Origin of the sequence: Moraxella caprae DSM 19149, assembly GCF_000426885.1 — a bacterium.
Taxonomy (GTDB): Bacteria; Pseudomonadota; Gammaproteobacteria; order Pseudomonadales; family Moraxellaceae; genus Moraxella; species Moraxella caprae.
This window is the reverse complement of sequence record NZ_AUGF01000031.1, coordinates 1-13,811: the sequence shown is the minus strand read 5'-3', so window position 1 is coordinate 13,811 and position 13,811 is coordinate 1. Positions and strand designations below refer to the sequence as shown.

The window sequence follows — 13,811 nt, the reverse complement described above, 5'->3', positions numbered from 1 at the left end:
AGCATCATTGTGCTTGTGGTAAGTTTAAAAGTTTCTTGGGTATAACTATTTGGCTCTGGTTTAAAAAGTATGTTATAAAGAAAACCATTCGTGGTGAGCTATGCCTGCTCATAACGATTTTCCTACTCGCAGGCAGGCTCAGGGAGAACGGAAAACCTAGTTTGGCATACTTTTTAGACTAATACCAAAATCAAGTAACACCAATCCGCCTTGCAAATCTTTGCCAAGATAATCATCACTGTAAAAGAATAATATATAAGTAAAAACCAATGTAATTTAGCATAAAATTATAAATTGGGCAAATTAAGGAAAAACAGACATGAATTTGGTAGTGGCAAATGCAATGAGTGCTAATAAGTAGCATTGATGAATAAAGTTTGATAAAATTTATCAATGATTGTTTGATTGACTGACGTCATTTTCCATAACACGATTATCCACGCCAATGATTAAATTCCCCGTAATGTTCTTGATGTTTGTTTTGGACATAAGCCACACGGCAATGGCTTATGAATGTGTCATGCCCAAAGCCAGTGAAGAGTACGACAGTCGTGAGTGTATCTCGGACGGGTTAATAAAAGTCGCCCAAAACGGCAAATATGGCATGATGGATGATAGGGGGATTGTCATCGCGCCACTCATGTTTGATGAGATTGGTGTGTTTGATGAGGGTGTCGCTAAGGTGCGATATAAAGATAAATTTGGTTTTATTAATCATCAAGGACTACTGGTGGTGCCACTAAAATATGATGATGTGGGATTTTTTAAAAATGGCACGGCACTGGTTCGCAGGGATGATGAATATTTTATGGTGGATGGGCAGGGTCAAAGGGTGCTAGATGAGACACCTGTCATGCCAATACCTGATACGGTCGATGTGCCTGCCGTGGATTTGGCGCATGAGTTACTCTCTGGCGAGCCTGTGATACCAGAACCAAGCTACTAGGTTAATTTGGCAAGTGGTAAATTTTGGTCGCAATTTTGCCCATTTTGGGCTATAATGGTCGTCTTTGTATGATGAATACAAAAGCATTATTTAAATTTAATAAACGTTTGTAAGGTGTGTTATGGAACCTATGGTGGTGATTGCGTCCGAAGTGGCGAAAAAAGTCGGTTATGAGATTTTAAAGGCTCATGAGAACCGTCATCGTATTGATTTGGGTGTTGAGTCTAAGGGGCTTGATGGCTTGGTAACGAAGATTGACCGTTATGCCGAAGAGCTGACCATTTCTTTGTTAAAAGAAAGCTATCCTAAGCACTCATTTTTGGGTGAAGAGTTTGGCTTACAAGAAGGTAAGGGGGCGGATGCTGATTGGTGCTTTGTCATTGACCCACTAGATGGTACGCAGAACTTCGTGCATGGCGTACCGCATTTTTGTGTGTCTATCGGCATTCAGCACAAAGGCGTGACCGAACATGGCGTGGTCTATGACCCTGTGCGTGATGAGCTGTTTACTGCCAGTCGTGGACGTGGGGCGAGATTGAACCAACGTCGTCTGTCGGTCTCAGAGCGTACCACGATAGCGGGCGGACTGTTCACCACAGGACATCCTTATGAACGCATGACGGGCGAGACTCGCACGAGCTTTATCCGTCAGCACTTTGCCAGTTTGGCGGTGATTTGTGAGCAGGGCGGACAGGTTCGTCGTACAGGGTCGGCGGCACTGGATTTGTGCTATGTGGCGGCAGGGCGTTTTGATGGCTATTTTGAGATGAGTATCAAGCCGTGGGACGTGTGTGCAGGCGAGCTGATTGCCAGTGAAGCCAGAGCGGTGGTGGTTGACCACAAAGGGGCAAACAACGCCATGCGTACAGGTTCAGTCTTTGCTTGTAATGCCAAACTACTAAAACCACTCATGCAAGCGGTCATCCCGACATGGGGAAATGCATTGGCGTGATAAGATATTGATATTGTATTTAAAAATCAAAACCACCAAACAAGGCGTTTGGTGGTTTTTTGATGGGGCTAGGGCTTACCTGTCCCAAACTGATGAATATTATTTAACCAATTCAATCACGCCTTGGGCTTCATAATTAAGACGGCTTTCACCGCCTTCATAGCTTTGGGTGGCGACTGAGCTTTCGGGTGCTGCGGCTGCAGCATAACCCATCATGGGACTGACACTAAAACGACCACCAGCATTGTTTAAGTCCACTTTTATGATTCTATAATCGCTCGCCCCAAAAGCAGTGCTGATGGTTTTGGCTTCATCGGTGAATTTTTGGATGGTTTGGGCTTTGAGTTCATTCTCTACTGCCTTTTGGGTGGCTTCGGATACACCAAAGTCAAGAGTGCCAAGTGTCATAAAGCCTTGTAGCTCAGCGATGAGCTCACTGGCTTCTTCGAAGTTTCGGCTTTGGATGTTGATTGATGATGAACCTGTAAAGCCGTTCATCTTGCCTTTGTTGTCATAGCGTGGGTAGGTGTGATGGCGACCTGTGGTGACTTTGACATTGGGGTATTTTTGGGCGATGGCTAGGGCTTTGTCGGCGGTGGTGTTTAGGGTATTTGCCAGCGTTTTGGCATTGGCGTTGTCCGCTGATTTGGTGAGTGTGGCAGTCAGCTCATCGTTGGCGATGGTTTTGGCGGTCTCGACATTAAAGCTGATTTGGTTGTAGCTTTGGGCGTGGGCGTGAGTGCCTGCTAATGCCAAACTAAGCAGTAAGGGTAGTGTGAATGCACGCATGAATTACTCCGTGATAGAATATAACAAAAACTAAATTATTGTAATACAATTTATTCTTGATTGTTGTGCTAATTTGTATCTGATTATTGCTTTAATGTAGGGCGTGCCTGCCCTTTATAACACAATTTAAAATTTAGAAAATGTTGTAGCAGTACAACGGTGTTTTTGCATGAAAAATGGCTAAATCTTGTGGCTCGAAGTCAAAATCCTTGGCGATATTCCAATATCAACGGCGGACTTTTCCTTGAAAAACGGGCGATTCCCCTGCTTTTTTTAACAGGCATTTTCATTGCAAATACCAAAGGCAGGCACACCCTAACAAATAGCATGGATTTATTTTTTAAAATTATTTGTGAGGTTTGAGTGCTTTTAAATTGATAAAATCTAAAAAAATTTTCTTGCATTTTTAAAAAAATCATGTATAATTACTCTCGGCTTCATCGGTAGCTTCGCAACTTTGATTTATGAACCCCGCCAGGACCGGAAGGTAGCAACGGTAGTAATCCCAAAGTGTGCCGAAGATGTGCTGATGAAGTCTTTTTTTGCCTAAAATTTGGCAATTCTCTTTTTGTAATCTATACTCCAATCCCAACTTAAAATTGCAATCTATTGATTATTACTTCATTATTTTGTAAGTTGTGGGGGGTGAATTGCAATTCACCCTTGATAAATCAAGCACTCATATAAAGTTGAGAATGGGGTAATCTATCCTGATACCATTTCTTTGGCACATTCCTGCGTACAATCTTCACCAATTATTTTTAAATTTCTCAATGTCCCGACGTTGTTTTTTGTCGGGTTTGGTGGATGGTCTGGCAAGGTTTTGTAATTTGCGTTGCTCGGCAAAAAACTCTCGGGTGGCAATGCTCTCATCTGTCTCATCGTATAGCGTTTGGGCGATGGTAGCACTGCCCCGATTGTCAGATAAGGCTTTGATGATGATGGTTTTTTGTTCTTGGACGCTGGCATGACCTTGGCGAATGGTTAGGGTGTCGCCCACTTGTAGCTCTTTGCTTGTTTTGATTTTTTGACCATTCATGTGGACTTTTCCGCCTTCTATCGCTTCTTTGGCAAGGGTGCGAGTGCGAAAAAATCGTGCCGCCCACAGCCATTTGTCGGCACGGACTTTATTTAGGGCTTGGGGTTCTTTGTTGGGTTGATTTTTCATGGGGTGTCCAGTATTTTTATAACATCAAAGGTTTCAAACAACAACCACATTTTATCATCAAATATCCCAAACCGTTCAAAAAATTCTTGATGAGCCGTCCGCCAAAAATCAAGCGACAAATCGCCTTCGCCTTCTTGACGTGCCAACTTTTCATCAACATCACAAAAGCGAATGATGAATTGGGCGGTGTTTTGGATAACACAGCGTGGGCGGTTTTGTCCGTCTGTGATGACTTGTAGGCTACCAACGGGATAAGCTGGCTCGTCCAAATGCCAATGCAGAGCGGTGCAAGTGGCTCGCTTTTTGCCGTCTAGGACAAGCCCTACAAGTTCGTCCGCCATTTTGGGACTGTCGCCAAATGACCAATGGGGCAGGGTGGTAATGTTTAAATTGTCGGTGCTCATATTGCCAAATTTGTCAAACATAAGTGCTTCCAATTTAAAAAATTGCCATTAGGACAACCCAATGGCAATCTTGAATTGTTAATTACATTTTCTCAACCGTCTTAATGCCGAGTAAATCCAAGCCTGTTTTTAAGGTCTTAGCGGTCAAATCCGCCAGTTGCAGACGGCTGTTTTTGGTGTCGTCATCTGCCGACAGTATCGGGCAGGCTTCATAAAACGATGAAAAAATCCCAGCTAATTCATACAAATAGCCACACAACACATGGGGCGTACCGTCTTTGGCGACTTGGCGTAGGGATTCTTCAAATTGTAGCAATTTGACCGCCAATGCTCGCTCTTTGTCGTCCGTGATGACAATCTCGCCTGTTAGTGTGTCAGGATTTACCCCTGCTTTGGCAAAAATAGAACGCACACGGGTGTAAGCGTACTGCATATAAGGGGCGGTGTTGCCTTCAAAGTTGAGCATACTGTCCCAGTCAAACACATAATCGGTCGTGCGGTGCTTGGATAGGTCGGCATATTTGACCGCCCCAATGGCAACCGCATCAATGAGTGCCGTCCGCTCATCGGCAGTTACGTCTGGGTTTTTGCTGTCTATCAAGACGGTGGCACGGGCAACTGCTTCATCAAGCAGGTCGGCAAGTTTGACCGTACCGCCTGTACGAGTTTTGAACGGTTTGCCGTCTTTGCCAAGCATCATGCCAAAATTGTGATGTTCTAATTTAAAGTTATCAGGCACAAATCCGCCAAGCCGTGCAATCGCCCACGCCTGTGCCATGTGCTGGGCTTGACGTGTGTCAGAATAGACAATGGCACGGTCAGCGTGCAAGGTGTGATAGCGATAGCTTGCGGCGGCGATGTCGGTGGTGGTGTACAAAAATCCGCCGTCTTTTTTCTGAATGATGATACCAAGTGGCTCGCCTTCTTTGTTTTTAAATTCGGGCAGATATACCACAGTCGCCCCGTCATCTTCTACCGCCACGCCTTTGTCTTTTAGGGTTTTGACGATGTCGGGGAGCATGGGGTTGTATAGACTCTCGCCCATGATGTCTTTATCGGTTAGGGTTACGTTTAGGCGTTCGTAACTGGCTTGGTTTTGGCTCATGGTAATGGCAACGAGTTTTTGCCACATGGCAAGGCAATATTCATCGCCACTTTGGAGTTTGACCACATAGCTACGAGCTTTTTCGGCAAAGGCTTCATCGTTATCATAAGTTGCTTTGGCATCACGATAAAAGGCTTCTAGGTCGGATAATTCCATATCGGACGCATTTTCGTTTTGCATTTTTTCAAGGTAGGCGATGAGCATACCAAACTGCGTCCCCCAGTCGCCCACATGGTTGGCACGAATGACGGTGTCGCCCAAAAATTCAAGCACACGCACCGAGCTGTCGCCAATAATGGTAGAACGCAAATGCCCAACGTGCATTTCTTTGGCGACATTTGGCGACGAATAGTCAATGATAACCGTCTCGGTGTGGTCGGACGTAATACCCAAGCGGTCGGACGTGCGAGCGGTATGGGCGGACTTGGCAAGAAATTCTTTGTCAAGAAAGATGTTAATAAAGCCCGGCCCTGCGATTTCTAATTTGTCGGCAATGCCGTCTAAGGCTTGGCTATTTTCCAGCTCATCAAGCACTTTTTGGGCAAATTCTCGTGGGTTTGTGCCAAGTTTTTTGGCGACGCTCATCACGCCATTGGCTTGGTAGTCGCCAAATTGGGGCTTGCCTGATTGCTTGATGACAGGGTCGGTGTCTTTGTCCGCCCCTGCGTTTATCATGGCGGTTTGTAGGTGGGTGTGAAGTAGGGATTGGATAGTCATGATAGCTCTTAAAAGTGATGTTAAAACTTAAAACGGGTTATTATACTAGAAATTTAGCGATTTGGGGAAAATCATCACAAACCCTTTGGGCTAGTCAATGCGCTTGCCTGTTTTGTTTATATAAAAGGTTTCGCCGTTTAATGAGACTTTGGCTTTACCATCTTCAAATCCCCAAGAAGCGTAGTCATATTGAAAAGGTATGGCTATTTTACCTGTTTTATCAATAAAGCCATATTTGTTATCTAATTCTACAACAGCCAAACCATCAACAAAAAGAACAGCACTCTGATATTTAAAGGGGATAATCACTTCGCCTGTTTTATCAATAAAACCCCATTTGTCATTTTGCTCTACACCTGCCAAACCCTCTGAAAAATGCCAAGCATCATCATATCGAATAGGAATAACGATTTTGTTCGTTTTATCAATAAAGCCATATTTATTATTTTGTTCTACGATTGCTAAGCCTTCTGAAAAATTGCCGACAAAATCATATTGAGCAGGAATAATAATTTTACCTGTTTTATCGGCAATACCCTGTTTATCCTGTTGCCATACTGTCGCCAAGCCACCCTGCAAGCAACCAACATCATGTCCCGACACTTCCAGTCTTTCACACGCCAAAGCGGATAAGGGTACAAGGAATAGGGCGATGACAAGGGGGTTTAAAAGTGATTTCATGGCTATCACCAATTAAGATAAGTTAGGAAAAATAAGAGAAATTCTCCCTATCTTAGCCGATTTTGGATATAGAGACAAGCCAAAATGTACCCACAAAAAACCCTGCCAGTGGACAGGGTTTTGAGGTGTTTTAAGGCTTCTTTTTAATTAGCTTCTTAGTGCTTGCTCGCCTGCCTTCACCACCACACTCGGCTTTAAAGGCATGAGCGGGGCGACTAGGGCGACTTTTAGGACTTCGTCAATGGTCTCAACCGCTTGAATGGTCAAGCTCTCCTTGACGTTGTCAGGAATGTCGGCAAGGTCAGGTTCGTTGGACTTGGGGATAAGCACGTGCTTGATACCGCCACGATGTGCGGCAAGCAGTTTTTCTTTGAGACCGCCAATTTTTAGCACCTTACCACGCAAGGTAACCTCGCCCGTCATGGCGATGTCGGCACGAATGGCAATGCCTGTAAAGGCGGACACCAAAGCGGTGGTCAGAGCAATACCGGCGGACGGACCGTCTTTGGGTGTGGCACCTTCGGGCATATGCACATGAATGTCGGTGTCTTTGAACTTATCATAGCTGATACCAAAGCGTTCACCCCCTGCTCGCACCACGCTCATGGCGGCACGGATAGACTCTTTCATGACATCACCAAGCGACCCTGTAAAGACAAGCTCGCCCTTGCCTTGCATGGTGGCAGTCTCAATGGTCAGTAGCTCACCGCCCACCGAAGTCCACGCAAGTCCTGTAATCCGCCCGATTTCAGGTTCTTTTTCTGCCAAACCAAAGTCAAAGGGCTTAACCCCCAAATAATCAGCAATGTTATCGTCCGTTACCGATAACGGCTCAATTTTCGTGCTTTTTTTGGGTTTGATGCCATAAGTCTCAACTTGCGAACGCACCGCTTTACGACTGATTTTGTTAATCTCACGCTCCAAGTTACGCACGCCTGCCTCACGAGTATAATGGCGGATAATGCTAAGAATGGCATCATCGGTAATGTCCAGCTCATCTTTGCCAAGCCCGTTTTGTTCTAGGGCTTTGGGGGTGAGATAGTTGTGAGCGATGTTCATTTTTTCGTCTTCGGTATAGCCGGGCAGACGAATGACTTCCATACGGTCAAGCAGGGCAGGCGGTATGTTCATGCTGTTGGCAGTACAGATAAACATGACCTCCGACAAATCCAAATCTAAGTCAAGATAATGGTCATTAAAGCTGTTGTTTTGAGATGGGTCAAGCACTTCTAGCAGGGCAGAAGCAGGGTCGCCACGATAGTCCTGTGCCATTTTGTCGATTTCATCAAGCAAAAATAGCGGATTTTTAACTTCTACTTTTGCCAAGGACTGTACGATTTTTCCTGGCATCGCTCCGATATAGGTACGTCTATGTCCACGAATCTCAGCTTCATCACGCACACCGCCCAACGCCATACGCACAAACTTACGCCCTGTGGCACGAGCGATACTCTCGCCTAGTGATGTTTTACCAACACCAGGCGGCCCGACTAGGCATAGGATAGGACCACGCAGTTTTTTGACACGAGACTGCACCGCTAGGTACTCAACAATGCGGTCTTTGACATCGTCTAGTCCATAATGGTCTTTGTCAAGGGTTTCTTTGGCTTTATTTAGGTCAATAGACACCTTGCTTGCCTTTTTCCATGGGGTGTCAAGTATCCACTCCACATAGCCACGCACCACAGACGCCTCCGATGAGCTTGGGGGCATTTGCTTTAACTTTTTAAATTCGGTTTCTGCCTTTTTGCGGACATCATCAGGTAGGTCGACTTCTTTTAGGCGTTTTTCAAGTTCGCCATCTTCTTCGTCCGCTCCGTCATTTAAATCGGACAGCTCGGATTTAATCGCTTTCATTTTTTCATTTAAAAAATACTCACGATGATTATTTTCCATTTGCTTACGCACGGTTTCTTGGAGTTCATTTTCAAGCGACTGCTCGGCATGATTGCTCACAAAAAACTCAGTCAGCGTGTGGTAATAATCCATGATGTCGCCATCTTCAAGGAGTGTTTGTTTCTTGTCAAGGGGCATGGATACCCGAGTGGCGATAAAGTACATGAGTTCGGTCAGGTCGCTAATCTTGCCTGCCACACGGGTAATCTCACGCCCGTTGCGTAGGTTCTCTTCGGCAAAACTGGCAAAAAAATCCATCAATACCTTTTTGTGAGCGTCTTTGTCATCATCGCCGAGCGTGTCGGTAACAGGCTGTTCATGAAACACCGCCACAAAAGCGTTGTACGTCTCATCAATATCAACCCCCGCCACTTCGGCACGAGTTTTCCCTTCGATGAGTACTTTTAGGCAGTTTTCGTCAGCGTCGTGGGGCATGGTGCTAATGACTCTGCACACCGTGCCAAAGCGGTAGAGATTGTCGGTGTTAATCTCTTCTGACAGCGAGTCTTTTTGTGAGACCACAAGCAGATGACCATCAAAGCTCTCATTGGCAAGCTGTATGGCGTTAATGGACTGCTCACGCCCCACAAATAGGGCGATTTGCATGTGTGGATAGACCACGACATCACGCACGGCAAGTAGGGGCAAGGTTTGGTTGTCAGACATGATAAACTCCAAATAAATTCTTATAATGTCAGCTTGTTATGGTGGCAGGCGTGGCAAATTGCAAGGTGGTGCGATGATTTTATGAAAAATTGGGTCAAAAATCGTACTATTGTTTATAAATTGTTTATAATATGGTCAATGCCAAAAGCCAAATCATGCCATAAAGTACACTTGTCGGTTTTGCTTTATTTTGCTATATTATTCAAAACTCTAAAAATATCTATCAATTTTTTAAATGATAAAAGGAAAAAACCATGCAAATTATTAATAAACCAACATCGGCTTATGTCGGTGCGTCTTGGGCGGTGCTTGGCTTTTTGGTTGGTCTGTGGAATGCCGAGATGATGTTAAACGAAAAGGGTTATTATGTAGCGGTATTGGCATTGGGGCTGTATGCGGCGATTAGCCTGCAAAAGACCATTCGTGATAAAGCAGAAAATATCCCTGTGTCGGGATTTATTATGGCATTAGTTGGGTGGCGTTGGGGCTTGCCGTGCTACTCATGACCGTGGGGCTGTGGAACGCCACTTTGCTACTTAGCGAAAAGAGCTATTATTTTATGGCGTTTACCTTGTCGCTCTTTGCGGTGATTACCATTCAAAAGAACATTCGGGATTTGCAAGCGGTTAAGGAATATGAAAATCCTTATGAGCAGGGCGATGTCTTTTTGGAAAAAGATGATTTTTTAAAAGAAAAAGAGTAAGGATTGCCCCACCCTCAACTTTTATATAAGTAATCAATTTATCAAGGGCAAATTGCAATTCGTCCCTACAACCTAAAAATAATTATCGGATAATCAATAAGTTACTATTTTGAGTCAAGAGTGAATCATCTTATCTTTTCGCCAAGATATGTAAATACCGCCCCATTTGCCAAAAAGGGTGGGTTTGGGAATAGTTAAGCTCCATTGCCACGACATCATCAGGGTTGTTGTGTCCGCCACGTTTTAAGGGAGCGTAGTCAGAAAACACTCGTATCCCCGACTGGCAAAGGGTGGTATATCCCCCATCATCAAGCCATGATTTGACCGTGTCATAAGCGACAGGGTTGTTTGGGGTTAGGCTTTTGTTATCGGCAGGTTTGGGGCGTGCTAATTGATAAAAATTACCCATAATAAGGTTGCGATAAACCATGCTGGCAGGATTGTAAAAGCACAATGACAAATAGCCATCATCGGCTAAAAATTCATCAAAAAACGCCATGATTTTGGCAGGTTCGCCCAGCCACTCTAGGACGGCATGGCATAGGATTAGGTCAAATGTTTGTCCCTTTAAAAGGTTTGTGAGTTCTTGATAAGGAGCCACGATAAATCGGGGTGAAACGTTAAGCTTACAAGCGGTGGCTTGGGCTTTTTGTATCATCTCATCGGAGATGTCGCTGATGATGACTTCATGGTGTGTGGCAAGGTTTAGGCTGATTTGGGCAAGTCCTGCTCCCACGTCCAACACCCGAAGCGGACGGTTGGGTAAATGCTCGGACAAATCTCGCTCTAACACGGCAAGGCGGATTTGACCTTTTAGACCGCCATAGACTTTTTTGGCAAAATGGTCGGCAATGTCATTAAAATTACGGTCATTAAAATGGGCGTGGGAGATAGGCTGATTCATGATAAAAAATAATTTGGCAAATGGGTTTGGCGTGGTATAATGGCTACGTTTTGCCTTGATGATACCGCCTTGTTGGGCGTCATTGTATCAAGTGGCGACCGCTTTTTAAAGTTATTTAAAGTTATTTTATAAGTAAATTTTAAACCAAATTTGAGATAAGCCATGAAAACGTTTAACCATTTAGCCCGTGTGTCTGCCGTTGCCCTTGCATTGACTGGCATGGTCGGTTGCACCAAAAAAGACAGTCCCGAGCCACAAGCCGAGGCAGAGATTGAGGTTGCAACCCCCGAAGTGGTCGATCGTCCTGCCGTGGTCTGTGATGATGTCAGCCTAAAAAACCGTGTCGTCAGCCTTGTGCGTGATGAGCTCTACACTGCGTCTGTGCGTGGACTGGGCAATGGGGCGAGCGATGAGCTGTCATTGCAGTTAAAGGCACGCCTGTCGGGGCTAGACATTGATTTGCAAAACGTCAGCGAAGACGGTGGTGAGTGCCGTGGACAGCTTCATATTGTTCTGCCTAACGAAGAGATTGCCTTTGCCAATAAGACGTTTAGCGGGGCAGGCGTGGCAAGCCTAGAAGAACAAGCCATCGAAAAAGACGTGAGTCTCATGGGTGGCAATCGTCTGGTGGGAGATTTTGTCTTCCAAGCGGACGGTGAGACACTTGCCATTGATAACAATACACCCGTCATCGCACTGGCGTCTGAAACCATGGCGACAGCGGTGCGTTCGATGAATCGCCAAAACCAAGCCAATGCCAAACGTGAAACCGCCCAAATTGGCAAATCATCAAGCGACATCGTACCTGCCCCAACGGTGCAAATCCGCCCTGTGGAATTGCCATCAGTGCCTGAACCTACCCAGACACCAAGACCTGAGGAGGTGATTTTACAGCCTGAGGATGTCCCAAGTGGTACACCACAAAATACCGAGCCAAAGCCAGAGCCTAAACCTGAACCAAAGTCCGAACCAAAATCTGAGACCAAGCCAAAAGCGGATACCCAAGCTCAAACAGAGTCCAAGCCAACAGCCGAACCCAAACCCGAACCTAAGGCAGAAAAGCCTGCCAGTAATGAGATTACCATCGTTGAGACGGATGAGACTTACTAGTCTTTTGTGGCAAGATGAAAAACGGCAAAATGCCCCAAAGCGATTTGGGGTATTTTTTTGTGGTGCTTTTTGGTAAAGTTTGTTATGATAATCTCTTTTTTATTTTACCTTTGATTAATTACCCAAAAGGCACACCATGAGCGATTTACACCTTTATAACACCCTATCGGCACAAAAAGAGCGGTTTGTTCCTATCCATGACGGCAAAGTGGGTATGTACGTCTGTGGCATGACGGTGTACGATTATTGTCATATCGGACACGCTCGGGTCATGGTGAGTTTTGATGTGATTTATCGTTGGTTGTCTCGTTATTTTGAGGTGAACTACGTCCGCAACATCACCGACATTGATGACAAAATCATCAAACGAGCAGGCGAAAACGGCGAAACCATTGGCGAGCTGACTGAGCGTTTTATCAAAGCCATGCACGAAGATGCTGACCGTTTGGGGTGCTTACGTCCGACAAGTGAGCCACGAGCGACCGACCACATTCCCCAGATGCTGGATATGATAAATACCTTACATTCCAAAGACCTAGCCTATCAAGGGGCAAGTGGCGATGTGTATTATAAGGTGGCAAATTTCTCCGACTATGGCAAACTCTCCAAACGCAAACTTGCCGACATGCAAGCAGGAGCAAGGGTGGAGACGGTGGACGATAAGGACAATCCGTTTGATTTTGTGCTGTGGAAATCCGCCAAACCGTCCGAACCGCATTGGCAAAGTCCGTGGGGGTTGGGTCGCCCTGGTTGGCACATTGAGTGCAGTGCGATGAGTACCTGCTGTTTGGGCGAGAGTTTTGACATTCATGGCGGTGGGCATGATTTGCAGTTTCCGCACCACGAAAACGAGATTGCCCAAAGCGAAGGGGCGACAGGCAAACAGTACGCCAACAACTGGCTACACGTTGGTTTTGTCAATGTGGACGGCGAAAAAATGAGCAAATCCTTAAATAACTTTTTTACCATTCGTGAAGTTTTGCAGGATTTTCATGCTGAGACCATTCGCTTTTTTATCCTATCTAGCCATTATCGCAGTCCGATTAACTTCTCAGACACCGCCCTAAAAGAAAGCCGCACCGCCTTATCACGCCTATATCACGCCCTAAAACCTTTTGATGTGGTAGACACGGACGAGACAGCGTGGGGAAGCGAGTACGGGCAAGCCTTTGTGTGTGCGATGAATGACGACTTTAACACTGCCCAAGCGGTGAGTATCTTGTTTGAGATTGCAGGCGAGATAAATAAAGCGGTCAAGGCGGACGACATGGCAGGCGGACAGCGATTTGCCGTGATATTAAAGACCTTGGCAAGCGTGTTAAACATCGCCCAAACCGCTCCCCAAGCCTTTTTGCAAGCCCAAATTGGCGATGAGAGTATTTCTGAAAGTGAGGTTTTGGCGATGATTGATAAACGTAAACAAGCCAAAGCCGATAAGGATTTTGCCCTTGCCGACCAAATCCGTGCCGAACTAAAAGAAAAAGGCGTGGAGCTAGAAGACAGTAGGGCAGGGACGAGCTGGCGGAGAGTGTAAATAAAAAAAATTGAGCTATTTTTATGGCTCAATTTTTGTTTTTGGGATTAAAAGAATATATCAAAGAGCTTTTAAATTGCCCATAATCCGTAGGGGGAAAATTGCAATAGACTTCCTGCAAAACCCAAAAATAAGGAAAACCGTTCGTGGTGAGCTTGTCGAACCATAACGGTTTTCCGCCACCCCTCAACAAGCTCGGGGCGAACGGAAAGCCTAGTTTTGCAGGAAGTCTAATT

General features: G+C 45.4%; 14 protein-coding genes and 1 other RNA gene. 7 read left to right on the top strand and 8 right to left on the bottom strand.

Annotated elements, in window-relative coordinates; genetic code table 11:
- The first annotated feature begins 445 nt into the window (after positions 1-445).
- Together K941_RS0108795 and K941_RS0108790 are read left to right on the top strand one after the other, a co-directional pair.
- Positions 446-946 (top strand): WG repeat-containing protein, encoded by a 501-nt coding sequence (locus K941_RS0108795; protein WP_084137725.1) that lies wholly within the window; start codon positions 446-448, stop codon positions 944-946.
- Between the two features lie 121 nt (positions 947-1,067).
- Complete coding sequence (locus K941_RS0108790; protein WP_029103330.1) at positions 1,068-1,898, top strand: inositol monophosphatase family protein; 831 nt, start codon at positions 1,068-1,070, stop codon at positions 1,896-1,898.
- A gap of 99 nt (positions 1,899-1,997) precedes the next feature.
- On the opposite strand, the gene K941_RS0108785 is transcribed toward K941_RS0108790, so the two are convergent.
- Entirely contained in the window at positions 1,998-2,687 is a 690-nt protein-coding gene (locus tag K941_RS0108785; RefSeq protein ID WP_029103329.1) for an SIMPL domain-containing protein, read from the bottom strand.
- A gap of 438 nt (positions 2,688-3,125) precedes the next feature.
- Here K941_RS0108785 and ffs point away from each other — a divergent pair.
- Positions 3,126-3,222: signal recognition particle sRNA small type (ffs, locus tag K941_RS16850), an RNA gene on the top strand.
- Positions 3,223-3,435: 213 nt separating this feature from the next.
- Here ffs and K941_RS0108775 read toward each other — a convergent pair.
- The 5 genes from K941_RS0108775 to lon all read right to left on the bottom strand — a co-directional run bounded on the left by K941_RS0108775 (position 3,436) and on the right by lon (position 9,324).
- Positions 3,436-3,855, bottom strand: a complete 420-nt coding sequence (locus K941_RS0108775) for an RNA-binding S4 domain-containing protein (protein WP_029103327.1) — start codon at positions 3,853-3,855, stop codon at positions 3,436-3,438.
- Positions 3,852-4,280 (bottom strand): ASCH domain-containing protein, encoded by a 429-nt coding sequence (locus K941_RS0108770; RefSeq protein WP_208854369.1) that lies wholly within the window; start codon positions 4,278-4,280, stop codon positions 3,852-3,854. Before K941_RS0108770 ends, K941_RS0108775 begins: the two co-directional genes overlap by 4 nt.
- A 61-nt stretch (positions 4,281-4,341) precedes the next feature.
- A complete protein-coding gene (gene argS / locus K941_RS0108765) occupies positions 4,342-6,081 on the bottom strand; it encodes an arginine--tRNA ligase (RefSeq protein WP_029103325.1) in 1,740 nt (579 codons plus the stop codon).
- Positions 6,082-6,171: 90 nt separating this feature from the next.
- On the bottom strand, positions 6,172-6,762 hold the full coding sequence (locus tag K941_RS15330; protein WP_051225983.1) for a WG repeat-containing protein: 591 nt from the start codon (positions 6,760-6,762) through the stop codon (positions 6,172-6,174).
- Positions 6,763-6,909: 147 nt separating this feature from the next.
- Complete coding sequence (gene lon / locus K941_RS0108755; RefSeq protein WP_051225982.1) at positions 6,910-9,324, bottom strand: endopeptidase La; 2,415 nt, start codon at positions 9,322-9,324, stop codon at positions 6,910-6,912.
- Positions 9,325-9,578: 254 nt separating this feature from the next.
- Between lon and K941_RS17755 the strand changes: the two genes are divergently transcribed.
- The gene (locus K941_RS17755) at positions 9,579-9,830 is read left to right on the top strand and encodes a YiaA/YiaB family inner membrane protein (protein ID WP_228130391.1); all 252 of its coding nucleotides are present in this window, start codon (positions 9,579-9,581) and stop codon (positions 9,828-9,830) included.
- Positions 9,827-10,027 carry a YiaA/YiaB family inner membrane protein gene (locus tag K941_RS17750; RefSeq protein WP_265596822.1) on the top strand — a complete coding sequence of 67 codons (201 nt, stop codon included), beginning with the start codon at positions 9,827-9,829 and terminating at the stop codon, positions 10,025-10,027. The genes K941_RS17755 and K941_RS17750 overlap by 4 nt, the downstream gene beginning before the upstream one ends.
- Positions 10,028-10,157: 130 nt before the next feature.
- Here the strand turns inward: K941_RS17750 and K941_RS0108745 are convergent, their stop codons facing one another.
- Positions 10,158-10,931 (bottom strand): methyltransferase domain-containing protein, encoded by a 774-nt coding sequence (locus tag K941_RS0108745; protein ID WP_029103323.1) that lies wholly within the window; start codon positions 10,929-10,931, stop codon positions 10,158-10,160.
- A 162-nt stretch (positions 10,932-11,093) separates the two neighbouring features.
- Here K941_RS0108745 and K941_RS0108735 point away from each other — a divergent pair, with 162 nt between their 5' ends.
- A complete protein-coding gene (locus tag K941_RS0108735; RefSeq protein ID WP_029103322.1) occupies positions 11,094-12,041 on the top strand; it encodes a hypothetical protein in 948 nt (315 codons plus the stop codon).
- Between the two features lie 136 nt (positions 12,042-12,177).
- On the top strand, positions 12,178-13,575 hold the full coding sequence (gene cysS / locus K941_RS0108725) for a cysteine--tRNA ligase (protein ID WP_029103321.1): 1,398 nt from the start codon (positions 12,178-12,180) through the stop codon (positions 13,573-13,575).
- Positions 13,576-13,603: 28 nt separating this feature from the next.
- Here the strand turns inward: cysS and K941_RS17520 are convergent.
- Positions 13,604-13,811 (bottom strand): hypothetical protein (locus K941_RS17520; protein WP_036387973.1); only part of this gene is annotated, 208 nt, incomplete at its 5' end.

Bases quoted from the DNA above. Each gene is read 5' to 3' on its own strand.
- K941_RS17755 (WP_228130391.1), top strand. From the start codon at position 9,579: ATGCAAATTATTAATAAACCAACATCGGCTTATGTCGGTGCGTCTTGG.
- argS (WP_029103325.1), bottom strand. From the start codon at position 6,081: ATGACTATCCAATCCCTACTTCACACCCACCTACAAACCGCCATGATA.
- cysS (WP_029103321.1), top strand. From the start codon at position 12,178: ATGAGCGATTTACACCTTTATAACACCCTATCGGCACAAAAAGAGCGG.
- K941_RS0108770 (WP_208854369.1), bottom strand. From the start codon at position 4,280: ATGTTTGACAAATTTGGCAATATGAGCACCGACAATTTAAACATTACC.
- K941_RS15330 (WP_051225983.1), bottom strand. From the start codon at position 6,762: ATGAAATCACTTTTAAACCCCCTTGTCATCGCCCTATTCCTTGTACCC.
- K941_RS0108795 (WP_084137725.1), top strand. From the start codon at position 446: ATGATTAAATTCCCCGTAATGTTCTTGATGTTTGTTTTGGACATAAGC.
- K941_RS0108775 (WP_029103327.1), bottom strand. From the start codon at position 3,855: ATGAAAAATCAACCCAACAAAGAACCCCAAGCCCTAAATAAAGTCCGT.
- K941_RS0108785 (WP_029103329.1), bottom strand. From the start codon at position 2,687: ATGCGTGCATTCACACTACCCTTACTGCTTAGTTTGGCATTAGCAGGC.
- K941_RS0108735 (WP_029103322.1), top strand. From the start codon at position 11,094: ATGAAAACGTTTAACCATTTAGCCCGTGTGTCTGCCGTTGCCCTTGCA.
- K941_RS17750 (WP_265596822.1), top strand. From the start codon at position 9,827: ATGACCGTGGGGCTGTGGAACGCCACTTTGCTACTTAGCGAAAAGAGC.
- lon (WP_051225982.1), bottom strand. From the start codon at position 9,324: ATGTCTGACAACCAAACCTTGCCCCTACTTGCCGTGCGTGATGTCGTG.
- K941_RS0108745 (WP_029103323.1), bottom strand. From the start codon at position 10,931: ATGAATCAGCCTATCTCCCACGCCCATTTTAATGACCGTAATTTTAAT.
- K941_RS0108790 (WP_029103330.1), top strand. From the start codon at position 1,068: ATGGAACCTATGGTGGTGATTGCGTCCGAAGTGGCGAAAAAAGTCGGT.